Source organism: Amycolatopsis melonis (genome assembly GCF_040064235.1).
Classification (GTDB): domain Bacteria; phylum Actinomycetota; class Actinomycetes; order Mycobacteriales; family Pseudonocardiaceae; genus Amycolatopsis; species Amycolatopsis melonis.
Window position 1 is genome coordinate 856,137 of the sequence record NZ_JBDZYD010000001.1, and the last position, 22,547, is coordinate 878,683.

The following is a 22,547-nucleotide window of genomic DNA, read 5'->3' on the forward strand; positions in this document are numbered from 1 at the left end:
TACGTCGCCGCAGGCTGGTGACCACATCGTGACCCCGGCTCGGCTGATCGGGTGGTTTCTGAGCTTGCGGGAAACACCGGCTGCGTGATCGCCGAATTGATCAATACTCGCCGGGAATGCCCAGATGGGGAGGTGCGAATTGCCGTAAGGAAGCCGGCCTTTCAGCGCGGAGTCGTTGACCTCGTTGACACGTGAGCATCGAGCACGTCAGCTCGCCGAACTGACCTGGGCCGTGCCGCTTGATGTCTCGTAACAGCGATGGTCTTCTAGGATCAGTGTCGACGAAGTCCGTCAGATGCAGCCTGGAGGCCGGCGGAAGAAAGAGGGCCGATGCTGGCGGGCGACCGACGTGGAGATGGTTCGTGACCGATCCTTGGGAGCCGTTGTTCGAGGCGCCAGAACGGGACGTGGTGATCCCGACTGACGATGAGTCCATCACGAGACGCCGTCGTGCGTTGGCGCCGATCCAGGTACTGACCGAGATCGAACGGACCAAGGGGAGTTTGGACGGCGCCTACTGGGAGCGCTACGACCTGTTCACGATCGCCTTGGCCGTGATCGACCAGGTGGCGTTGGCGATGGGGATTTCGGCCGGCCGCACGTGGGAGGAAGCACTCGACTATGCGGCGGGGCAGGCCGCTCGGCAAGCGCCGGACGCCGATGACTCCGAGTGGTCCTCGGTGTCGGAAAGAGTGCTCGTTTCGTTGGTGACGACGGATGTGGAGATCGTCAAGCATCTCGTGCACACCACGACCGGTCCGGCGTGGCGTAATCAGCGGTTCCGGCTGCTCTACCTGCATCCGACCGGCAGCGAGGGGACCGAGCACCTGCGTGCTTCCGAGCAGGCGATCAACATCTTCGTCGAGGCTCTCGATCTGGACATCGAGGCTGCCCAGATCGCCAACGAGGCACAGCTCAACGCGCTGATCGCCCGCGGCGCGGTGGATTCGGCCGTTCAGATCGCGAAGCTTGCCCGCTACCGGTCGATCCAGTACCAGGAACGGATCCGCCGGATCATCGCCGACACGCTGATCGATCCTGACGTCCACGATTGGATCAGCGAAGTGCCTTCGCTGTTGCAAGATGCCTTGGCGCACGTCAAGGAACGTCTCGACGCCGAGTCGGCTCTGCTCGACGCGGTTGCGGATCGCCGGACCCAACTGGGCGACCAGACCAAGCTCGACGCGGCCAACCAGTTGATCGAGATTCTCCGAGAATGCCGCCGGCGCCACGACGACCTGCATCGCCACCTCATCGGTGCCCGAACCCGTTTGCGGGAAGCGCTTGAAGACCGCTTCCGGCGCGCCCCGCGCACGGCGCGGCGGTTCGACATCGGCACGGATCTTCTCGCGCCTTACCTCGCCCGCAGCTCCGCCGCCTGCGCGGAGGCTTCCGATCGCATGGTGGCTCTGTTCGGCGGACTCCCCACGCGCTGGTGGCCGTCTCTGACCACGCTGACCGACGAGCTCTGCACCCCGCTGCCGCCACCTCGGCCCGGCGAGGAGTATCAATCGCCCGAATTCGACCCCGATGTCCAGAGCGAATGGTGGGAGCCCTACGAAGACACGGTGGAGTCCCTGCTGAGCGGCATCGACCAGCCGATCCGGCTGTCTCAGTTGCTGGCGCGAGCCGGTCAGATCATCGCCGAGGCCGGCGCAGATCCCGACGAGCTCCCATTGGACGAAGGCGTCCTGGCCGCGGCGATCGTGCATGCCGCGCATCGGGCCTGGGCGGCGCGGCTGGCGGGTCGCTCGGCAGGCGACCAGATTATGGTGGCGGTGACCACGGGAACCGATCTCGACAGCGGTGGTGTCCGTGCCGACGACCTGCTACTGGTGCCTGGCGAGGTGCTGACCGACATCAATGAAGCGGCCGGGGTATCCACGTTGCCTCGAGCAACTGCCGGGGGCTATTCCGACGAGGAGGCGGTCGGATGAGGTCTTCGACTGACGACGTCGACATCGGAAAGTTCCTGGCCTGGGCCGGACGGCCGCGAGAAACGCCAGGGCGCAGCGAAGATCTGCATCGCATCGTCAGCCGGTACCTCGATGAGCCGGACTTCGCCGCGGCCGTCGATCGGGTCTTCTCCGGCGCGGGGCTCGATGTCCGTGTGGACGGCCGAGACGGGATCATCGTCACGGCCCGGCACCACTCGTTGCTGAGGTTGCAGGCAGGCGACATCGTCAAGCGTGCGCAGCCTTCCCAGCGCAGCGTGATCGGAGCGGTGCTGCTGGCTGTCGCCCGCACGGCCTACCCGGAAGCCGGGATGGTCGACGATCCGGATCGGGTCGCCGTCTTCACCACCCAATCCGTCGTGGAAACTTTGGACCGGGCGGCGCAGCGGCTCGCCGACGAGACCCGCGAAGACAGCGAGCTCGACGAGGATCTCGTAGAAGGCTGGCGCCGCTGGCTTGACTTGCCTCAGGCCAGGCCCAATGCCCAGCGGCGGTCGGCGGGTGACCGCGCCGGTGCGGTGAACCGGATCTGCAAGCTCCTGGCCGAAGCGGGGTATCTCAACCTCCGAGGCGACACCGATGGTGGTACCTGGATCGCGCGGCCACGGTTCCGCTACGCCGTGGCTGCCCTCGCCGAGGATTCCGATCTCTACACCCTCGTCAACGACCTGCCCGAGCCGGTCGAACTCGACCCAACGGATCCGGAATGACCGATTCGCTGTTCGCGAAGACATCCGAGATACCATCGGCGTTGCCGGTACCGCCGCTGCGGTTACGGCGGATCAAGCTGTACGGGGTCGGCCCCGAGGGCGCCCGGTTTGACCCGCTGGACCTCGACTTCGCCACGCGGGACGGTGCGGCAGCCAGGGTCCTGTTGTCCCTGACCAACACCGGCGGCAAGTCGACTTTGATCACGTTGGTGTGCAGTCTTGTCGTCCCGGCGGCGCGTGCACAGGTCGGCGGCAAGGTGCTCGGTGACTACGTTCTCACCGGCGACACATCGCATGTCGTGTGCGAATGGGAAGATGCCACGACGGGCCGACGCACGGTAACGGGCGCCGTTATGGAATGGAAGGACCGCAGGCGGCAGCCCCCGCACGCCGCCCGATCGACGAGCAACATGTTTCGCTCGTGGTATTTGTTCACCACGGGGCCGGACCTTCCCGGCATCGACGACTTGCCTTTCGTTGTCGATGGGCGTCGGCTGCCTTTCCGTCCGTTCTGCGATGCGGTGGACGACTTGATCGCCACGCATACCGGCGCGCAGGGCGTGTTGACCGATAAGCAGCCGATGTGGAAGAAATCGCTCGAAGAACGGACGAGTATCGATCCCACGCTGTTCGGTTATCAGATGCGGATGAACGACTCCGAGGCCGGCGCGGAAAAGCTGCTGGCGTCGTTCGATTCACCGGACAACGTGGTCCGGTTCTTTGTGGGCGCGCTCAACGACCAACGTGAGCTTGAGACGTTCACCGGAAGCCTCGAGGAGTATGCCGTGCTGGCCGCTCAGCGGGCCGACCTGGAGGCGATCGCCGCCTTCGGTATGGAGATTGCCCCGCTGATCGAACTGATCGCCGCCCTAACGGCGGATGCCGAGGCGGCTGCCGCGGCGGCACGTCAGGCGCACGCTCGAGGCGGCGAACACGCAGCCGCCCTCGACAACCGGGTCAAGCGAGACGAAGAATCGCTGGTCGAACTCCGTGCCTCCTTGGAAGCTGCCAAACGTGAAGGCAACCGGGCGCGCCAAGACTACGGCCGGGTCAGCGACATCCGGCAGCAATTACTGCTCGAGGAAGCGCGGGCGCGGGTCGAATCGACCGTGCAGGCGGTCGCTCGGGCCGAGAGCGAGGCGCGTGAGGCTGGGCAGTACGAGCAGGCGTGGCAGGCCGTCGATGCGGTGATCGATCTCGGTATCGCGAGGCAGGAGAGCGCAGCCGCCACACTTGCCTACAAGGCGGCCGACGCCGGTCTGGACTCGCTCCGGGCCGAGGTCGGCGATGCGGCCGCGCGCACCGCCGGACGGCTCGACGCGCTGGCATCGGAGTCAGCCGAAACCGCCACCTTGGCAAATGCGGCAGCCGAGGACGCGACTCGGCAGGCCGAGCAGGCTAATGCAGAGCTCGTGGAGGTCGCTCGCGAGCTGGAACGCACCAAGGGTGCACTCACGCAGATCAAGGCAGAGCGCGACAATGCCGAACGGCAGACGGCGGCAGCGATTGCGGCAGGCTGGCTGGTCGAGGACGAACGACCGGATGCTTGTATGCGTCGCTGGCAGGATACCCGCGGCGAAGCTTGCCAGGCCGCGGACCGAGCCGATACGGCTGCGGAGGCCGCGGAACAGGCCGACAAGCGTCTGGGCGCCGAAATGGATGAGCTGGACGGCGCTCTCCTGGGTCTCCGCTCGGTCGAACACGACGCCGAGGAAAAGGTGGCCGCGTTCGACCGCGATCTCTCAGCGGTCGGCGACGATGAAACCGTCATCCAGTTGGCCGGTGGCCGGTCGGCCGACGGTGCTGTCTTGGCGCGGGTCGCGGCGCTGGCGGAAGAGTCTGCTCACGACGCCGACACCAGAGCGTCGAAACACGCAACCCTTGCCCGTGTGGCCAAAGAGGAGCTGGCACTGATCGACGGGACCGGAATCGCGCCTGCGGGACCCGACGTACTGGCCGTGCTCCAGACGTTGACCGAGGCGCGCATCGGGGCCTCGACCGGCTTGAGCTGGATCGAACGCAACGTCGTCGATCCCGATCGGCGTGCCACGTTCATCGAGAACCATCCCGAGCTGGCCGGGGGCGTGGTCATCACCGACCCCCAACGGTTCGACGACGGGATCGGTGTCTTGAGGGCACAGCCCGCGCACACCAAGACGCCGATCACCGTCCAAACTGCTCCGTCGACTACTACCGGATTCGAGGACGACACAGAGGCGAGGGAATTGCGCTACGTCGTGGTTCCCCATCGTGCCACGTGGGATCGGGCTTGGGCCGAGGAGGCACGGAACAAGCTGGAGCAGACCGCACAGAAAGAAGGCAAGGCCGCTCAAGACGCCACCCAGGCCGCCGCGCGATATCGCGCGACGGTTGCGATGTGCGCAGACTTCGCGCGCCGGTGGGGCCTAACCACCCGGGACGAGCTTGAGCAGGCTTTGTCCACCGCAGCGGAAGCGGTTGCGCAAGCCGAGGAACGTCGCGGCACTCTGGCGGAGGAAAGGGAACAGGAGCGCCAGAAGGCGCGAACGGCACGCCGAGAAGGCGGCGAGCAGCGGCTGCTCGCCCAGAAGGCCGACGGACACGTGACTCAGGCGTCGGCCCTCGACGCAGTCGTGCGGAAGGCCGACACCGCTGCGGCGCTCGTCCCGGGGCTGAACGCCAAACGTGACCGGCTTCTCGAGCGCCAGAGCGTTGCGGAAGCGACGATCGAAACGACCGAGGCTGTCTTCAAGGAACAAACCCAAAAAGCCTCCGACGCGCGAAGCGCGCGTGATGCCTACCGCAGGGAGCGGGGCGAGATGGGCGTCGATGCAGCGGCATCGGACCCTGGCGGCAACCTGGAAGTGCTCAGGGATGCCTGGCACACCCTGCGCCGCGAGCTGAGGAGCGCTGAACAAGGAATGGTCGAGGCCGACCTCTTGAACCGCGCGGAGGAACGGGTCGGCAAAGCCCTGCTCCGCACCCAGCGGTTCGACTCGTCGGTGTTCGCCCATGCGGAACAGCTGGCCCAGACCAGCGAAGGCTCGTCCCAAGCAAGCAGAGCCGGTGCTCAGGAGCGTGCACAACGGGCTCACGACGCTAGGCGGACCGCGCTGACGATCGCCGTAGCCGAACGCAAACAGGCGAGCAAGGCACTGGCCGAAGCGCAGCCGACGGCTGCGGATCATCAGAACTTCATCGACCTCTCCACGACGGAGTGGGTGCCGGCCGCGCCTGAGGAGATTCCCGGCCTGCTCGAGCGGCTTGAGGTGCGCAATGCCGAACTTCGTCAGCTGCGCGACCAGGCCGAAGCGGCCGAGCAGGAGGCACTCGACTTCGTCGATGCGGTCTCCGAAGACGTCGAGTCGATGAAGGACATCGCGGCGCTGTGGACCGCAGATCGGGTACCGACTCCACGAATCTTCGACGGTACTAAGGGACTCGCCCGCGAACAGATGCGCCTCAATGTCCAGCAGTACGCCGCCGCGGATGGGATCAACCGCGAGGTCAAGGGACAGTTGCATGACGCCGTGCTCGGCGCTCGCAACAGCGCGATGAACACACGGTGGTCGACCCTGGATGCCGCCGCGGCCATCCGCGTGCGCTCGCTCCCGGAGCCCGATCTCGTCGCCGAAGCGGGGGTCCTGGCCAGGCGGATCCGGGCCATGGCCGAGTCCGCTGCCGCGGACTTGCGGGAACTCGACAAGCACCGGGGCATCCTGCGGGACAGCCTGCTCACGCTGTGCCGTGATCAGCGTCGAATGCTGCGTGAGGTGTCGCGCTACTCGAAGCTCCCCGACGGTCTCGGCGACCTTTCCCATCAGCCCGCGCTCAAGATCCGGTTCGAGGAAGCGCCGGACGACGAAGCGGCGGCCCGGCTCGCCACCAGGATCGACACATGGTCCGTCGAACTGAGCGGCAACCCCAAACGGGCGAGATCCGCTGAAATCCGCACACGCTGGCTCGCCGACGCGGTCCGTGACACCGTGCTCGACCGGACCCGGGCCGGCGCGTGGTCCATCGAGATCCTCAAGCCGTCGATCGACGGTCGCGTGCGGTATTGCCCACCCGACCGGATACCCATCGAGTTCTCCGGTGGACAAGTACTCACCTTGGCCGTCCTCGTCTACTGCGCCTTGTCTCGCGTCCGGTCCGCCCACCGACAGGGTGGTCCCCGCCCCGCCGGGACACTGCTGCTGGACAATCCGTTCGGCGCGGCGTCGGCGGAAGCGCTGATCCAAATGCAGCACCAGCTCGCGGCGCACTCGGGTGTACAGCTGGTGTGCGCGACCGGCTTGCACGACCCCGCAGTCGACGCGGCATTCACCGGACACGGCTCGGTAATCGTGAAACTGCGCAACGACGGTGACCTTCGCCGCAACCTCGCCTACCTGCAGCTACGTGCGACGGTCGTGGACGGAGTGGACGTGATCGACTCGATCACCGGGGGCCGGGACCGAGCTTCGGCTCGAAACTGGGTCGATGCGACGCGCTACGAGGTGGATCTGTGACTCTCCGTCCGTCCGAGGTCGCCACGCTGCGGGGAGCGATCCTGGACACGAGATCAGTGAAGATCGAGTTCGACACGCTGTGGCGACTCTGGAACCGCTCTGCACCCAGGTTCGTCGGCGATCCCGATCAGGCGGCTGCCTTGCACGAGGCGTTGCTGCAGCTGTCGAACTCCTCCGTGATCGAACTGCCGAAGCAGGCATGGGACGCATCCACCGTCCCCGCGCTGCCCCGCCATGTGTTGGTGCCGGCAGCCCGGCGTGTCGGCAGTGGACGGCCGTGGGTGACGTTTCCGTGGCGCCGCGAACTGGGCTGGGTGTCGTCCTTGCCGACATTGTCCGCCGCCCTATTCGACGATCTGACGGCCGTCAACGATTGGCTGGGTCGGGTCGAGCCAGCGAGACTTCCGACTGTGCCTATCCGCTATCGATCCGCGGAGATTTTTGGTCGAGAGAAGCGGCTCGAGCAGCTGGAACGGTCGAAGATGTTCGGTCCGGGCCGGCTAAGGCTGTCGATGCTTGCGTGCGTGCGGCTGGCGCCACCCGCCCCGGCAGCGGTCGTGGGGGCGGGTACGGACGTCCTCGTCGTCGAGAACAGTGACACATATTGGGTGGCTGTCCAGACACTGCGAGCCAGCCGGCGCCACCGCATCGGTGCGGTCGTTTGGGGCTCCGGCAAGACGTTTCCGGCGCAGGTTCCTTCGCTCGCGGTCGACGTAGCCGGTCAGGGACCGGTGCAAGGGGTTGCTTGGTACTGGGGCGACTTCGATCCGGCCGGTACGGCGACCGCGGTGGCAGCGGCACGAACGGCACCGGACGTCGACGTCCGCCCTGCGACGGGCTTATGGGCGGCGATGGCGGGGCTTGCAGTGCAGGAGGCTGGAACGGTCGACTGGTCGGGCGCGGTAGGGCAGGAATGGCTCGGCGCTGAGTTGTGGGATGCGCTGGCACACGTGCGCGCTGCGGGTGGACGTATCGCCCAGGAGCTTGTGCCGGTGGATGTGGTAGCTGCCTGGGCAGGTCAGCCCGATCACCGGTTTGCTCCGTGATAGCTCACGGGGAGACGGATCGGGCTACTCTGCGCTACAATGCTCGTATGATCTCCCCACCCCACCGATCGCGACACGCGATCTTGAAGCTGGGGCGATCGTAGCTCAGCTCGAATCGATCTCTTGCAGTCGCCATCCGGCGCCGTCGTAGACGATGATCTTTCCTGACTTGCGCAGCATCGTTGCCACGCGTCGGTGTCGTGTCCGGTCAATCTCCGGTGTGGCGTGGCCGTCACTGTCTTGAACGCCGAGCCGGACCTGGATCTCGTCGACGAGGTGGTCTTCGCGGATGTAGAGCGTCTTCGCTCGCTCTGGGCTCGCGCGTTGGGTGCTGGTGTGGCCGTGACGGCAGCGGTAGGTCGGTCGCCCGTGGTTCCAGTGCGAGTCCAGACGCCGGTCACAGACACCGCAGTGAATCAGCCCGGCCAGGGCGAACCGACGAGCCCGGCCGTCACTGGCTGGTCGCGCGGCTCGGATCTGCTGAGCGGCGATGAAGTCCTGTTCCGTGACGATCGCCGGATGCGCCGCCTTCGCGGAGAGCGCTGGCGTTGAAACAGGCCCATCGGTGCCGCTGGCTCGGCGATTCCAAATCTGGCGGCCGGTGTAGCGCGGGTTTGCGAGGATGACGGCTACGGTCCGGAGTGTCCAGGCGCCGCGGGTTCGGTGGCGGTTGCGGTCCGGGTCGGCGCTGGACGGGCAAAGGATGCCGCGCTCGTTGAGATGCCGAGCGATGCCGGCGACGCTGTGCCCGGCCAGGCGCTGCCGGAACATCCAGGCCACGTGTGGCGCGGTTCGCGGGTCAGGAGCCAGTCGTTGCAGCCGCCGACCCCAGCGGGCGTCCGCCGGGTTCGGGTGAGGACCGGCGTCGACGAGCTGGTAGCCGTAGGGCGGCCGACCGCCGAGGTAACGGCCTTGTTGGGTGGCCTGGTTGTGCATCGCCGCCAGCACCCTGTGCCGGGCTCGTAGGACCTCGCGCTGCGACTGGGTCGCCAACAGCGACATCAGTGTGCGGTGATCGCTGTTGCTCAGGTCGACCGGGCCGCCGACTTCGGGAAGCCAAACCTGGACGCCGTGCCGGGTGCACCAGGTGTAAAGGGTGGCGAACTGGCTGCCAGTGAAGGCGCGTTCGTACTCGCCGACTACGATCGCATCGATTGCGGGCTCAGGGGCGGAGATCGAGGCCAACAGCCGGGCAGCCTGCGGTCGTTGCCGCTATGGGACGCGGCGTGAGGTGCCGACGTCGAAATGCGCGGCGACGATCTGGCCGTGACCGGTGATGAGATGTTCCGCCATGTCGCGTTGCCAGCCCTGCGATGACACGCGGTCTTGATGGCGCGTGGTTGAGGTGCGGCCATAGAAGGCGAACCGCAAACCACTGCCGTGGTCGGGGCGGGTAGCGGTGGTGGTTGCCAGCTTCTTGCCGTTCATCCACTGCGAAAGCAGGTCGGCCGTGCCGGCAGGTGGTGCGGCCACCTGACGCAAGGGCGGGTGCGGTGGGATCACGCTGGACGGATGTCGCGGCCGTGGGGTCATGACGGCGCGCTCCGAGCAGTTCATCCGATCAGCGCAGTCACGCCTGTCATCGAGGGTTGTATAACGCCCTATGCGCCGACGCTCGACAGCTGTCTCCTTCGCCTGATCCGGCGTTAGGGACCGTGGCGACACCCGTGCCAAGATGCCTCCGCTTGACGTAGTCGTACTCGCCGACCGCGGGCATTCCCTTCGCCATCGCCGGGGCGAAGACAGTCAACGGGACTTCGGGCAGATGCTGCGCTCAGAGAGTGGTTCGCGAACGCGACCGGATCGACGCCGACATCGTGCACCTCGTCGAAAGCCGGGACGCCCTCGACCTGCTGCTCGAAGCCGACAGCCGGCACCGGGCGCAGCTGTCCACGACCTCGGTGACCCGCTCCGCGTGACCCTTGTGACCTGGGCCGGAACGATCAGGCCGGTCACCGGAAGGCCGGGGACATGGGACAGGCGTGGGGTTTGGGCGGGTGCGGCGGGCCCGAGGTGCAGCAGTTATTCAATCGGCCGGATCCCGCCCCCGGCCGCGGCGAGGTGTTGATCCGGGTCGACGTCGCCGGGGTGAACCTCTCGGCCACCTGGTGCGTTCGGGTCTGGGGCCGCTGCCTCGGCGGCGGGCGGCCGTTCCCCCGCGTGCTGGGCATGGAAGCGGCGGGCACCGTGCGGCGTTGGGGGAGGACGTCGACGGCCTCGAGGTGGGTGACGCGGTCTTCGGCTTCGCGCTCACCGGCGGCGGCATACGTCGAAACGATGGTGCTGTCCGCGCCGAGCACCGCGCGGATCCCGGCGGATCTGTACGCGCCCGTGGCGGCGACGCTGCCGATCGCGGGGACGACCGCGGTGGACGTGCTCGACCAGCTCGGCCTCCCGGCCGGTGCCACGGTCCTGGTCAACGGGGTCGGCGGCGGTGTCGGCCTCGCCGTCGCCCGGCTGGCCGCCGGGCGCGAGCAGCAATCCTCATCGACGTGATCTCCTCCTGCACACCAGCGGCCACCGTGCCCGTTGATCGAGAATGTGGAAGGACGAACCGGGCCAGCGGTGTAGCCCAGGTGTAGCCGGGCGCGGACGAACGTGTCAGAACGCATCTCTTGGACAGCACCATCAGTGGCCCCGAAGAGCATCTCTTTCGACCTGACTGAAGCACTGAGGTCAGTCCTCCGCGAAGACGGCCCCCGCCCTCTGCGGCTACTCGAATCGACGGTCCGGCCCCTGCTCAGCACACCGGACCGAGCCGCCGCGGGTCTCGTCTTCCTCGCCACGTCCCCGGAATTCGCGGGACGTACGGGCGGCTACTACGGCCCGATTCCGCGGAAACCCTGCCGTGCCACCCGGAATCCCGAACTCGCCGCACGGTTGTGGCGACTCAGCGAAGACCTCACCGGCTTCTGCTACCCAGGAGCCCAGCTGTCATGAGGTGGGAGTGATGGAGTACGTACTCAGCGGCGAATGGCGTCGTGAACGCGATCGCCTCGCCGCGATCGAAGTCGGCGAGGATCCGGTCACCATCGATGTCCTCGCCCGTACCGGGGCCCGGCCGGGCCGGCGGTGCGCCGAGGTCGGCGCAGGCGGCGGCTCGATCGCGGAATGGCTCGTGCGCACGGTCGGACCGGACGGCCGGTGGTACGCCACCGACCTCGACACCCGGTTCCTCACCACCATCGACGCCGAAACCTCGGTGCAGGGCACTGCTTGCCGGAAGAGGGTCGAGTTCCGAGAAATTCTCGACCGTGTTCCCGATGGCGAGGAATCCAAGCCGCGTCATCCGATGTGGTCGGCAGCTGCGGTAGGAAGCCGATTTCCGCGGCACGTTGTAGTCCGAAATCCGGCCCCGGGGACGGTTACCGGGGCCGGACCGGGCTTGTCCATCAGATGGTGCGCTCGAGCAGCACGGCGTCATTCACGCATCGCTGTCAGTTGCAGAAGACATCAGATTCGAAGACATGCGACCCCCAGGAGGTACCTGTGAAATAAGGGCCCAGCACCGTAGGCCTGCGGCCTTCGCTTACGCACTTGAGCGCGTAGACCCCGGCCACTCGGCTGGTCCAGGTCTTGCTCGGGGAGTAGCACTTCTGGAACCAGGCGCCGCTAACGGAATTTAGGCCCTCATTGCAGAAGCTCGGCTCCGAGGCGGAGGTGGCTGCCTGTGCGGGGGTGGCGGCGACCCCGAAACCGGCCGCGGTGATGATTGCCGTGGCGGCGAGTGCCCGGCAGATGCGCTTGCCTGCGTTCATGTGAAGGCCTTTCTTTGTGGCAGTGTGTTCGACCGGTGCCGTCGACGGCGTTGGTCAACTGCTGAAGTAGTGTGGCCTGGGTGCAGGGCACTGCTTGCTGGAAGAGGGTCGGGTTCCGAGATATTCTCGACTGTGTTCCCGATGGCGCGGAATCCAAGTCCGGTCATCCGACGTGGTCGGCAGCAGCGGCAGGACTCTCAGCATGACACCGTGGCCGCGCACGAACACCTCGCCGGGCGTTCCGGTCGGGGAGATCCGGCCGACAGCATTTTGTGAACAGGCCCGGCGGAGTCGCTCCGCGCCGGACGCAGACCAGCAGGCCCCGCGCCCATGCCGAAGCCGTGGGCGACCGGTGCCGAGGACCCCGGACGGATCCGCCGCCGGCAACGTCGAGTCGCCAAGGCCGTCTCCGCAGGTACTCGTCGCGCTTATGGCTCGTACTGGGAGCGTGTCGTCGAGGTTTGGGGTGATCGGCGAATCGACGAGCCGACGCCGCTGGAAATCCGGCAGCTTGCCGAGGAGGTCAAGGCTCGCGCTGTCGTCCGCAAGAACTCACGCGGCGGACGAAGCGCAGCCGAGCATTTGATCGCTGCGCTCCGGTGCATGTACCGGCATGCTGTCGCCGACCAGTTGATCGCTGAGGCGGACAACCCGGCGACACGCGTTCCGAAGCCTCGACGGCTGGCCAGCACGCGACGAGCGTTGCCGAACGATCGGCTTGCCGAGATCGACGACGTCGCAGGGGTGACTGGCAACGATCCCGAGCTGGACCTGCTTATTCTGCGGCTCCATACCGAGACAGCGTGCCGCCGGGGTGGGGCTCTCGCCTTGTGCCCCGACGACCTGGACGCCGAGCAGTGTCTCGTTCGGTTGCGTGAGAAGGGCGAGACGGTGCGGTGGCAACCGGTGTCTCCCACCCTGATGCGTCATCTCCTCCGGCATGCTGCAGAGCGCGGCGCGACCTCGGGTGACCAGCTCTTGCGGTATCGGACGGGCCAGCCGATCACTGCCCGGCGCTACGACTACCTGTGGACGCGCTTGGGCAAACACCTGCCGTGGGTCGCGAGGCAGGGGGTCACTACGCACTGGCTGCGACACACGACTCTGACGTGGGCCGAGCGGAATTTCGGGTACGGGGTAGCGCGGGAGTATGCGGGCCATACCGGCAAGAGCGACGCCGGTACCACGACCACCTACGTCCGAGCCGATCTCCATGAAGCCGCCGCTGCTCTGGCCGCCATGACCGGCGAGCCTCACCCGCTCGCAGAAAGACGCCAACGAGACCTGGCCAGCGCTCGCCAGTACCACCGGGCCGCGTAGTAGGTTCGGCGACTCGATCATTCGTTACCGACGATGTCCGTCACCAGCTGACCGAATATCGAGGCCTACTTCGCCGACGACGTGACGATCCAGTCCATCGAGGTCGCCGAGACCGTGCCGAAGGCGCACGGCGCGGACTCCAACGGCATCGACGCGGACACGGCCACCACCAAGGTGGTCGTCCAGTACAACTGGTCCCCCGGCAACGGCGACGGCGTCCTGCTGTGCCAGTTCGCTTTCGGGGACGTCGTGCTGCGCTACAACGTGCTCGCCGGCAACACCCAGTACTCGCTCTACCTGCACTCCGACAAAGCCGCGAAGGCGAAGGTCTACGGCAACACGCTCTACAACGACCGCGCCAAGAACCTGGTCTACGGCTACGGCACGTCCCTGGCCGCGTCCTACGACTTCACGGACAACATTCTGTACTCGACCACGGCCGGGGCGTCGCTGACCACCAGCCCGACGATCCGCTATGACAGTACCCTCTACGGCGGAGCGACCCTGCCGGTACCTGAAGGGTATGCCCACGCCGTCCGCGCGGACCCGCAGTTCACCGGAGCGCCGGACTACACGCCAGGTACGCCGGCGTCCGGGTCGCGCCTGTCCGGGGCGTACGGCTTGCGGGTTCGTGCCGGCTCACCGGCTGTCAACCGGGGCGTCACGATCGGCGGCAACGGCGGCCGGGACTACGCGGGCAGCCTGCTGTATACCGGCAAGCCGGACATCGGGGCGTTCGAGGTGGGGTGAAGCGAGCCGTGCATGCCCGCCCTTCGAAATGCGGGCCGTGGGCCGCGCTCAGCAACGGTCCACGAGAGACGGACGGGCCACGCAGTCGGACAGCGAACCTGTGTGGCGATCTTGCGAGGTCTTTACCGAGTGGTCGCCAGTGCGTGGTCGTCGGTTGCCTGCCCGCGCCGGGAGGCAGCGGGAATGAACGCCGCTATCGCGAGTGCGGCCAGCGCCATGACGCCGCCGAGGCCGAGGATCAGGCGGAAACCTCCCTGGGAAGGGACGGTTGCCGGGCCGAGTGTGACGGTCAGTTGGGCCAGGATCATTCCGGTGACCGCGCTGGAAATCGAGGTGCCGATCGAGCGCATCAGCGTGTTGAGGCTGTTGGCGGCCGCGGTCTCGGATACCGGAACCGCGCCCATGATGAGGGCGGGCATGGCGCCGTAGGCGAGGCCGATGCCGGCGCTGATCGTCGCGGATACGAGCACCAGCTGCGCCACGTTCGCCATGAGCACGACTCCGAGGCCGTAGCCGACGGCGACCACGAGGGCGCCGGGCATGAGCGTCACCTTGGGGCCGCGGGCCGCCGTGATCCGTGCGGAGATCGGTGCGGTGGCCATCATCAGCAGGCCGGACGGCATGAGCACCAGGCCGGTGACGAGCATGGTCTGGCCGAGGCCGTAGCCGGTGGCTGTGGGCAGCTGCAGAATCTGGGGCAGTACCAGCGACATCGCGAACATGGCGAACGCGAACACCAGCGACGAGAGGTTCGTCAGCAGCACCTGTGGCCGCGCGGTGGTGCGCAGGTCGACCAGGGGCTGTCCGGCGCGCAGTTCCCACCAGCCCCACACCAGCAGGAGCGCCGCCGCTGCGGCGAACAGCCCCAGCGTCGTGGCGCTGCCCCAGTCCCACGCCGCGCCTTTGGAGATCGCGAGCAGCAGGCAGACCAGCGCGGCCGAAAGGCCCGCCGCGCCGACGAGGTCGAAGTGCCCGCCGGTGCGCACGGTCGACTCCGGTACGCAGGTTGCCACGAGCGCGGTGACGACCACGCCGAGGCCGGCTGAGGTCCAGAACAGCACGTGCCAGTCGGTGTTTTCGGCGAGGAAGGCCGCGGCGGGCAGGCCGAGGGCGCCGCCGACACCGAGGGACGCGCTCATCATCGCGGTCGCCGAGCCGAGGCGTTCGGCGGGCAGTTCGTCGCGCATGATGCTGATGCCCAGCGGGATGACGCCGGCCGCGAGGCCCTGCAGCGCGCGGGCCACGACCAGCGGGACGAGTGTGTCGGCGAGCGCGGCGACGACCGAGCCGGCCACGAGCAGGCCCAGGCTGAGCAGCAGCATGCGTCGTTTGCCGTACATGTCGCCGAGCCGGCCCACCACGGGTGTCGCGACGGCGGCGGCGAGCAGCGTCGCCGTGATCACCCAGGCGGTGTCGGCCGGCGAGGCGCCCAGGAGTGCCGGGAGCTTCGGGACCAGCGGGATCACCAGGGTCTGCATCAGCGAGACCACGATGCCGCCGAACGCGAGCACCGGCACGACCAGGCCGGGGCGGGCGTTCGCCGGCGACGGCGGGGCGGGCTGGGGCATGGAGGGCCTCCGGGGTTCGGGCAGGGCGACGTGTCCGGACATTAAGTCAGTCACTTGACTTAATGCAAGTCCTTGGCCATCCTGACGGCAGGAGACATTCACCGACGAGGAGCCGTTGATGACAGCAAGCAACGCCACGCGGGAGCTGCCCGGCTTCCCGTTCGTCTCGGACGCTCCGCTCGAGCCGCCCGCCGAGTGGGCCCAATACCGGGCGAAGTGCCCGGTCGCGCACGTGCGGCTGGCCAGCGGGGACGAGGCGGCCCTGATCACCCGTTACGACGACGTCCGCAGCGTGCTGTCCGACCCGCGGTTCACCCGGCCGACGCCGGGCGACGGCGGGGCGCGGGTCGCGGACACCGAGTCCGGCGGGGTGTTCAACAGCGAGATGGCGACCGTCATCCCGCAGCACGGTGAGGGGCACCTGAAGTGGCGTCGCATGATCGGCAAGTGGTTCACCGCCAAGCGGATGAACGCGCTGCGGCCCGGGATGGCGGCGATGGCCGAGCAGCTCGTCGACGAGATGGTCGCCAAGGGCATGCCCGGTGACCTCAAGGCCGGCGTCGCCTTTCCGTTGCCGGTGTGGGTGATCTGCGACATGCTCGGCGTGCCGGACACCGACCGCGACCGGTTCGCGCACTGGTCGGACGTCATGCTGAGCATGACCCGCTACACGCAGGCGGAGTTCGACGCGGCGCAGCAGGAGTTCGGCCGGTACATGGGCGGGCACATCGCGCGCAAGCGGGCCGAACCGGGGGAGGACATCCTCAGCGCCCTGATCGCCGACACCGACGCCGAGGGCGAGGTCTGGTCCGACAAGCTGCTCATCGCCACCGGCATCGGCCTGCTGATCGCCGGGCACGAGACCACCGCGAACATGATCGCCAAGATGGTGGCGATGCTGCTCGCCGACCGCGGCCGGTGGGAGGCGCTGCTGGCCGACCCGTCGCTGGTGCGCACCGCGGTGGAGGAGTCGCTGCGGCTGGACGCCAACGCCGGCATCGGCATGCTGCGCTACCTCAGCGAGGACTTCGAGGTCGGCGGCACCGTGCTGCCCGCCGGGACGAGCGCGATGTGCAGCATGGCCTCGGCCAACCGCGACGAGAGCGCGTTCGAAAACGCGTCCGAAATGGACCTGGGCCGCAGCCCGAACCCGCACCTGGCCTTCGGTGCCGGCGCGCACGCGTGCCTCGGGCAGCCGCTGGCCCGCACCGAGCTGCAGGTGGTGCTGGAAGTGCTGCTGTGCAAGCTGCCGTCACTCGAACTGGCCGTGCCGGCCGGCGAGCTGCGCCGCGTCGAAGGGCTCGCTGTCGGCGGGCTGCGGGAACTCCCCGTGCGCTGGTGACCTCGTGCTGACGAACAGGGCCGAGGGCAAGGCGGAACGGGCGCACGCGACGCGGGAGCTGATCTTGACCGTCGCGGAACGGCTCTTCGCCGAGCACGGCGTGCTGGCGGTGTCCAACCGGCAGATCGGCGAAGCCGCCGGGCAGGGCAACAACGCCGCCGTCGGTTACCACTTCGGCACCAAGGCCGATCTGGTGCGGGCGATCGCCCGCCGGCGTTCGGCGCAGGTCGAAGAACTGCGTCAACGCATGCTGGCCAGGCTCGGCGACGACGCAGACCTGCGGGACTGGATCAGGTGCCTGGTGCACCCGTCCGCCGAACACCTGGCCGCGCTGGGCAACCCCACCTGGTTCGCGCGGTTCATCGCGCAGGTGATGACCGAGCCGTCGCTCCGCGAAGTCGTCGCCGAAGAGACGCTGTCGTCGCCCTCGCTGATGCGGACCGTGGAAGGGCTCTTCCGCTGCCTGCCCGATCTGCCCGCCGAGGTCCGCGCCGAACGCAATGCCATGACCCGCCAGCTGCTGCTCCACACGATGGCCGAGCGCGAACGCGCGCTCGCCGAAGGCGCGGACACCCCGCGGGCGAGCTGGTGCGAAGCCGCTACCGGCCTCACCGACGCGCTCGTCGGACTCTGGCGAGCGCCTGTCACGGAACAACGGAAGGAAAAGCCATGAAGGTCACCGTCGACGAGGACAAGTGCTGCGGCGCAGGCACCTGCGTGCTGCTCGCCCCGGACGTCTTCGACCAGCGCGACGAGGACGGGATCGTGGTACTGCTCGATGAAAGCCCCGGCGCGGAGCTGCACAAGATCGTCCGGGAAGCGGCCAGCGTGTGCCCGGGTGTCGCGATCACGGTAAGCGAGGATGCGTGAACGCTCCTGGCGACGTCCTGGTCGTCGGGGCGTCGGCCGCGGGGCTGGCGACCGTGGAAGCTCTGCGTCGCAAGGGGTATGAGGGCCGGGTGACGGTGCTCGGTGCCGAGGCGCACCTGCCATACGACCGGCCACCGCTGTCCAAACAGGTCCTTGCGGGTAGCTGGGCCCCCGGACAGGCACAGCTGCGCACACCGGCGGTACTGTCCGCTTTGGACGCCGAGTTCCTGCTCGGCGACCCGGCAGCGGGGCTGGACGCGGCGGCCCGGGCCGTCCGCACCGCGGGCGGGCGGGAACTGACCGCAGAGGCGATCGTGCTGGCCACCGGGCTGCGGCCGCGCACCCTGCCCGGGCAGGACGGGCTCGCGGGCGTGCACGTCCTGCGGACCCTCGACGACACCCTCGCCCTGCGTGCGGACCTGACCCCGGGCAAGCGGGCCGTGGTCGTCGGCGACGGCGTCCTCGGCACGGAGCTCGCGGCCACGCTCTGCGGCTTGGGTGTGCCGGTCACCCTGGCCGGGCCGCAGCCGGCGCCCCTGGCCTGCCAGTTCGGCCCCTTGGTCGCGGAACTGCTCGCCAAGCTGCACGCCGGGCGCGGTGTTCAGCTGCGGCTCGGCGCCGCCGTCACCGGCCTGGCCGACGAGGCGGGGCGGGTCGCGGGGGTGTGCCTGGACTCGGGCGAGGTGCTGCCGGCCGACGTGGTCGTCGTCGCGTTCGGCGCCGCGCCGGCGACGGAATGGCTGTCGGGCAGCGGGGTGCTGTGCGACAACGGCGTCGTGTGCGACTCCCGGTGCCGTGCCGCGGACGGGATCTACGCCGCGGGCGACGTCGCGCGCTGGCACCACGAAGGTCTCGACCTGCTGCTGCGCCTGGAAAACCGGACCAACGCCACCGAGCAGGCGGTCGCCGTCGCCGGGAACATCCTGGGTGAGGACCGGCCCTATACGCCGGTGCCGTACTTCTGGACCAATCAGTTCGATGCCCGGATCCACGTGCACGGCACGCTGTCCGCGGACGCCGAGGTGTCCGTTGTGGATGGTGACGTGGCCGGTGGCCGGTTCGTCGCGCAGTACCGCCGGGACGGCGAAGTCACCGGCGTGCTCGGCTGGAACATGCCCAAGCAGGCGCGTCAGCGCCGTCAGGAAATCGCCGGGGTACCGGCCTTCGCGGGAGGACAAGCGTGACCACCACCGAAACACCGATGTTCCCCGGGACCCGGGCGGCGCGCTGTCCGTTCGACCCGCCGCCCGCCATCCAGGCGCTGCAGGAACAGACCCCGCTGGCGCGGGTCCGGCTGCCGAACGGCATGACCCCGTGGCTGGTGACGCGGTACGCCGACCAGAAGGCGCTGCTGGCCGATCCCCGGGTCAGCTCCGATCCCCGCCGTCCGGGCTTCCCGAGCCCGCTGCCGAGCGGTCATCCGCGCGGAGAGGGCGCTCCGATCAGCTTCATCCTCATGGACGACCCCGAGCACGCGCGGCTGCGGCGGATGGTGACCGCGCCGTTCACCATCAAGCGCGTCGAGGCCATGCGGGCGGGCGTGCAGCAGGTCGTCGACGAGCTGATCGACGCGATGCTGGCCGGGCCGAACCCGGTCGACCTGGTGACCGCGTTCGCGCTGCCGGTGCCGTCGCTGGTGATCTGCCGGCTGCTCGGGGTGCCCTACTCCGATCATGGCTTCTTCCAGGACAACAGCAATGTCCTCATCAACCGGGAGACGACCCCGGAGGAGAAGGCAGCGGCGAGCAAGGCGCTGTTCGGCTACCTCGACGACCTGATCGGGGAGAAGCTCGCCCGTCCGGGCGACGACCTGCTCTCCGGTCTGGTCGGGCGGATCGAGGCCGGCGAGCTGACCCGGCACGACGCGGCCCAGATGGGCGTGCTCATGCTCATCGCCGGACACGAGACGACCGCGAACATGATCGCGCTCGGCACGCTCGCCCTGCTCGAACACCCGGACCAGCTCGCACTCCTGCGCGAGTCTTCCGACGAGAAGCTGGTGGCGTCCGCGGTCGAGGAACTGCTGCGCTACCTACACATCACCCACAACGGCCGCCGCCGCACCGCGCTCGAAGACATCGAGATCGCCGGCCAGGTGATCCGCGCCGGTGAAGGCATCATCATGGCCAACGACATCGCGAACCGGGACCCCTCGGTGTTCGCCGACCCGGACCGCCTCGACCTCGCGCGTGACGACCGCCGCCACCTCGCGTTCGGCTTCGGCGTGCACCAGTGCCTCGGCCAGCCGCTGGCCCGGATGGAACTCCAGGTCGTCTACGGCACGCTCTACCGGCGCATCCCGACCCTGCGATTGGCGGCCGACCTGGCGGACATCCCGTTCAAGCACGACGGTTCGGTGTACGGGGTCTACGAACTGCCCGTGACCTGGTGATCCGGCGCCCCGTCGGGCGTAAGTTCGACGGGGCGCCGGTCGGTAAACGCTTTCCCGCTACCTGTCGAGCTTTGGTGCCGATAGGGGGTGTCGCTGACGGATGTTTTGCGGCATCATGTGCCCACGGCTCGGAAAACGCTTTCCAACGCTGCGGAGCGACCGGACGGGTGGGAGAACCATGACAGGCACACGAAGGTTCACGGGAAAAGCCGCCGTCTGGCCGGCGCTGGCCGCTGTGGTGGTCGCGTGCGTCGGCCTCGCCCCGGCCGCGAGTGCGGCGGACACGCCGCCGAACCCGTTGGACAAGCCCGGGTGGGTCCTGGATCGGCACGACGAGTTCAACGGCAGTCTCGATCCGAACCTGTGGGTCACGCACTACCTGGAGTCGCGCACCCCGGAATGGCGTTCGCGCGCCCGATACGGGTTCCGTAACGGTGCCCTGGTGCTGCGGATCGACGACGACCAGCCCACCTACTACGCCGGTGACCCGATGAAGGTCTCCAGCATCCAGACCGGGCAGCGGACCGGCCTGCACAAGACGTCCCCGCAGGACCACGCGATCCCCAGTGTCTGGAAGTACGCCCCCAGGTACGGCTACTTCGAGATCCGCGGCAGGACGTCCGCGAGGAGCGGGCTCCACGCCGCGTTCTGGACGGTCGGGAAACAGGACACGGCGACCCAGAACGCCGAAGTGGACATCATGGAGCACCCGGGCCGCACGCCGCGGAACTTCAACTTCAGCCTGCACAAGTGGTCCGATCCGGCCGTCCCGGAGGTCAACAACTCGATCGCCACCGGCTTCGACCTGGCGGGCGGGATGCACATCTACGGTCTCGAGTGGACGCCCACGCAGCTCAAGCTCTATGTCGACAACAAGCTCACGAAGACGATCAACGCGTCTCCGGCGTATGCCTCGGTGTTCCTGCTGGGCATCTACGAGAACGCGGGCTGGACGGGCACCGTGGATCCGGCCGACCCGCGGCCCAAGGAGTTCGTGGTGGACTACTTCCGGGCCTACCACAAGGCTTAGCGCCTGTATCGAAGTGGGGAATGGCCTGGACTCACCGAGGCCGAGTCCGGGCAGGGGCGCGGCGGGGTGGTCTGCCGCGGCGATCCGCCGGGGGGCCAGGTGAGCCGAAAGGCGCTTTCGTCACATCTGGTGCAGCGAACGGACCTTTCATCTCACCTGATGCGAGGAAAGTCCCTTTCAGCCCGTCCCCTCACGACCACCGAACGACTTCGATACGACCCTAGCGCCGAGGGGTGCTTCCCCGCAGCACCACGCTCGTCGGCAGCCGCACGAGCTCGGGTTCCTCCGTCTCGGCCAAGGCAAGCTCGATCGCGCGCCGGCCCATCTTCCGCATGGGCACGGCGACGGTCGTCAGCGCGGGGTCGACGTCGACGGCCGCGGGGATGTCGTCGAACCCCGCGATGGCGAGGTCGCGGCCGGGAACCAGGCCCGCGTCGCGCAGTGCCCGCATGGCGCCGATCGCCATGACGTCGTTGACCGCGAACACCAGCTCGACCTCGCCCCGGCCGCGGTCGAGCAGGCCGGACATGGCGGCGTGGCCGCCGTCTTCGGTGAACTCGGCTTCGACCGTCTCGACCGGCTCGAGTCCGGCGCGCGCCAGTCCGGCGGTGAATCCTTCGGCGCGATCGCGGGAGGTGTGGAGGACGTCCGGCCCGCGCAGGATGGCGAACCGCCGGTACCCGTGCGCGACCAGCGCGTCCGCCAGTTCGTCGGCGCCTCGGCGGTTGTCGATCGTGACGGTTCCGTACGGCAGCCCCGGCTGGCTCACGACGGCGACACGCCCGCCCGCTGCCCGGTAGGCGCTCAACTCGTCGGCCAGGGCCTCCTGGTCGTCACCGATGCGGCTGCCCGCGAGCACGATGGCGTGGGGCCGGTGGCCGCGCAGGATCGAGACGATCTCCAGTTCGCGGTCCGGCGACCGGCCGGTGACCGCCATGGTCACGGTCAGCCCCGCCGCCTCGGCGCCGTCCACGATCCCGGCGGCGATGGAGGAGAAGTACGGGTCGGCGATGTCGTGCACGATCAGCGCGACCGTCTTCGTCGACCCCCTGGCGGTGGCCTGCGCGGAGAGGTTCGGCGCGTAACCGAGCCGCGCCGCGGCCTGGAGCACCAGGTTCAGCTTCTCCGCGCTGACGGTGCGGGTGCTGCCATTGAGCGCGCGTGAGGCCGTAGCTGCCGAGACGCCTGCTTCCCGGGCGACGTCCAGCAAGGTCGGAGCTTGCTCGGTCATGTGGGCGAACTCGCTTCCCTGGTCCGTGGGTTCTTGTGAATCCGGACGATAGGTGATGGAATACGTTTTCCGAAAGAGGCGCGAC

General features: G+C 68.3%; 19 protein-coding genes. 15 read left to right on the plus strand and 4 right to left on the minus strand.

Annotated features, from left to right (window positions below; translation table 11 throughout):
- Positions 1 to 362 precede the first annotated feature (362 nt).
- The 4 genes from ABJI51_RS03820 to ABJI51_RS03835 are packed head-to-tail and all read left to right on the plus strand — an operon-like array spanning position 363 to position 8,201.
- Complete coding sequence (locus ABJI51_RS03820; protein ID WP_348947509.1) at positions 363 to 1,937, plus strand: hypothetical protein; 1,575 nt, start codon at positions 363 to 365, stop codon at positions 1,935 to 1,937.
- Positions 1,934 to 2,665 (plus strand): hypothetical protein, encoded by a 732-nt coding sequence (locus ABJI51_RS03825; RefSeq protein ID WP_348947510.1) that lies wholly within the window; start codon positions 1,934 to 1,936, stop codon positions 2,663 to 2,665. Before ABJI51_RS03820 ends, ABJI51_RS03825 begins: the two co-directional genes overlap by 4 nt.
- Positions 2,662 to 7,155: a coiled-coil domain-containing protein gene (locus ABJI51_RS03830; RefSeq protein ID WP_348947511.1), complete on the plus strand. Its 4,494-nt coding sequence runs from the start codon at positions 2,662 to 2,664 to the stop codon at positions 7,153 to 7,155. The genes ABJI51_RS03825 and ABJI51_RS03830 overlap by 4 nt, the downstream gene beginning before the upstream one ends.
- Positions 7,152 to 8,201, plus strand: a complete 1,050-nt coding sequence (locus ABJI51_RS03835; protein WP_348947512.1) for a hypothetical protein — start codon at positions 7,152 to 7,154, stop codon at positions 8,199 to 8,201. Before ABJI51_RS03830 ends, ABJI51_RS03835 begins: the two co-directional genes overlap by 4 nt.
- Before the next feature lie 105 nt (positions 8,202 to 8,306).
- Here the strand turns inward: ABJI51_RS03835 and ABJI51_RS03840 are convergent, their stop codons facing one another.
- On the minus strand, positions 8,307 to 9,386 hold the full coding sequence (locus tag ABJI51_RS03840; protein ID WP_348947513.1) for a recombinase family protein: 1,080 nt from the start codon (positions 9,384 to 9,386) through the stop codon (positions 8,307 to 8,309).
- Positions 9,387 to 9,413: 27 nt separating this feature from the next.
- Positions 9,414 to 9,758 (minus strand): hypothetical protein, encoded by a 345-nt coding sequence (locus tag ABJI51_RS03845; RefSeq protein ID WP_348947514.1) that lies wholly within the window; start codon positions 9,756 to 9,758, stop codon positions 9,414 to 9,416.
- 224 nt (positions 9,759 to 9,982) lie between these two features.
- On the opposite strand from ABJI51_RS03845, the gene ABJI51_RS03850 reads away from it, so the two are divergent.
- The 5 genes from ABJI51_RS03850 to ABJI51_RS03870 all read left to right on the plus strand — a co-directional run bounded on the left by ABJI51_RS03850 (position 9,983) and on the right by ABJI51_RS03870 (position 14,029).
- Positions 9,983 to 10,120: a hypothetical protein gene (locus ABJI51_RS03850; RefSeq protein WP_348947515.1), complete on the plus strand. Its 138-nt coding sequence runs from the start codon at positions 9,983 to 9,985 to the stop codon at positions 10,118 to 10,120.
- Between the two features lie 52 nt (positions 10,121 to 10,172).
- A complete protein-coding gene (locus tag ABJI51_RS03855) occupies positions 10,173 to 10,697 on the plus strand; it encodes an alcohol dehydrogenase catalytic domain-containing protein (protein WP_431605560.1) in 525 nt (174 codons plus the stop codon).
- 454 nt (positions 10,698 to 11,151) lie between these two features.
- Positions 11,152 to 11,694 carry a hypothetical protein gene (locus ABJI51_RS03860; protein ID WP_348947517.1) on the plus strand — a complete coding sequence of 181 codons (543 nt, stop codon included), beginning with the start codon at positions 11,152 to 11,154 and terminating at the stop codon, positions 11,692 to 11,694.
- A gap of 595 nt (positions 11,695 to 12,289) precedes the next feature.
- Positions 12,290 to 13,279, plus strand: coding sequence for a tyrosine-type recombinase/integrase (locus ABJI51_RS03865; RefSeq protein ID WP_348947518.1), 990 nt, complete (start codon positions 12,290 to 12,292; stop codon positions 13,277 to 13,279).
- A gap of 81 nt (positions 13,280 to 13,360) precedes the next feature.
- Complete coding sequence (locus ABJI51_RS03870) at positions 13,361 to 14,029, plus strand: hypothetical protein (protein WP_348947519.1); 669 nt, start codon at positions 13,361 to 13,363, stop codon at positions 14,027 to 14,029.
- A gap of 122 nt (positions 14,030 to 14,151) precedes the next feature.
- On the opposite strand, the gene ABJI51_RS03875 is transcribed toward ABJI51_RS03870, so the two are convergent.
- Entirely contained in the window at positions 14,152 to 15,597 is a 1,446-nt protein-coding gene (locus tag ABJI51_RS03875) for an MFS transporter (protein ID WP_348947520.1), read from the minus strand.
- A 118-nt stretch (positions 15,598 to 15,715) separates the two neighbouring features.
- Here ABJI51_RS03875 and ABJI51_RS03880 point away from each other — a divergent pair, with 118 nt between their 5' ends.
- The 6 genes from ABJI51_RS03880 to ABJI51_RS03905 all read left to right on the plus strand — a co-directional run bounded on the left by ABJI51_RS03880 (position 15,716) and on the right by ABJI51_RS03905 (position 21,231).
- Entirely contained in the window at positions 15,716 to 16,939 is a 1,224-nt protein-coding gene (locus ABJI51_RS03880; protein WP_348947521.1) for a cytochrome P450, read from the plus strand.
- Positions 16,940 to 16,943: 4 nt separating this feature from the next.
- Positions 16,944 to 17,612 (plus strand): TetR/AcrR family transcriptional regulator, encoded by a 669-nt coding sequence (locus tag ABJI51_RS03885; protein WP_431605561.1) that lies wholly within the window; start codon positions 16,944 to 16,946, stop codon positions 17,610 to 17,612.
- The gene (locus tag ABJI51_RS03890; protein WP_348947522.1) at positions 17,609 to 17,809 is read left to right on the plus strand and encodes a ferredoxin; all 201 of its coding nucleotides are present in this window, start codon (positions 17,609 to 17,611) and stop codon (positions 17,807 to 17,809) included. The genes ABJI51_RS03885 and ABJI51_RS03890 overlap by 4 nt, the downstream gene beginning before the upstream one ends.
- Positions 17,806 to 18,993: an NAD(P)/FAD-dependent oxidoreductase gene (locus tag ABJI51_RS03895; protein WP_348947523.1), complete on the plus strand. Its 1,188-nt coding sequence runs from the start codon at positions 17,806 to 17,808 to the stop codon at positions 18,991 to 18,993. The genes ABJI51_RS03890 and ABJI51_RS03895 overlap by 4 nt, the downstream gene beginning before the upstream one ends.
- Before the next feature lie 17 nt (positions 18,994 to 19,010).
- Positions 19,011 to 20,201 (plus strand): cytochrome P450, encoded by a 1,191-nt coding sequence (locus ABJI51_RS03900; protein WP_348947672.1) that lies wholly within the window; start codon positions 19,011 to 19,013, stop codon positions 20,199 to 20,201.
- A 178-nt stretch (positions 20,202 to 20,379) separates the two neighbouring features.
- Complete coding sequence (locus ABJI51_RS03905; protein ID WP_348947524.1) at positions 20,380 to 21,231, plus strand: glycoside hydrolase family 16 protein; 852 nt, start codon at positions 20,380 to 20,382, stop codon at positions 21,229 to 21,231.
- 220 nt (positions 21,232 to 21,451) lie between these two features.
- On the opposite strand, the gene ABJI51_RS03910 is transcribed toward ABJI51_RS03905, so the two are convergent.
- Complete coding sequence (locus tag ABJI51_RS03910) at positions 21,452 to 22,462, minus strand: LacI family DNA-binding transcriptional regulator (protein ID WP_348947525.1); 1,011 nt, start codon at positions 22,460 to 22,462, stop codon at positions 21,452 to 21,454.
- Positions 22,463 to 22,547: the final 85 nt, after the last annotated feature.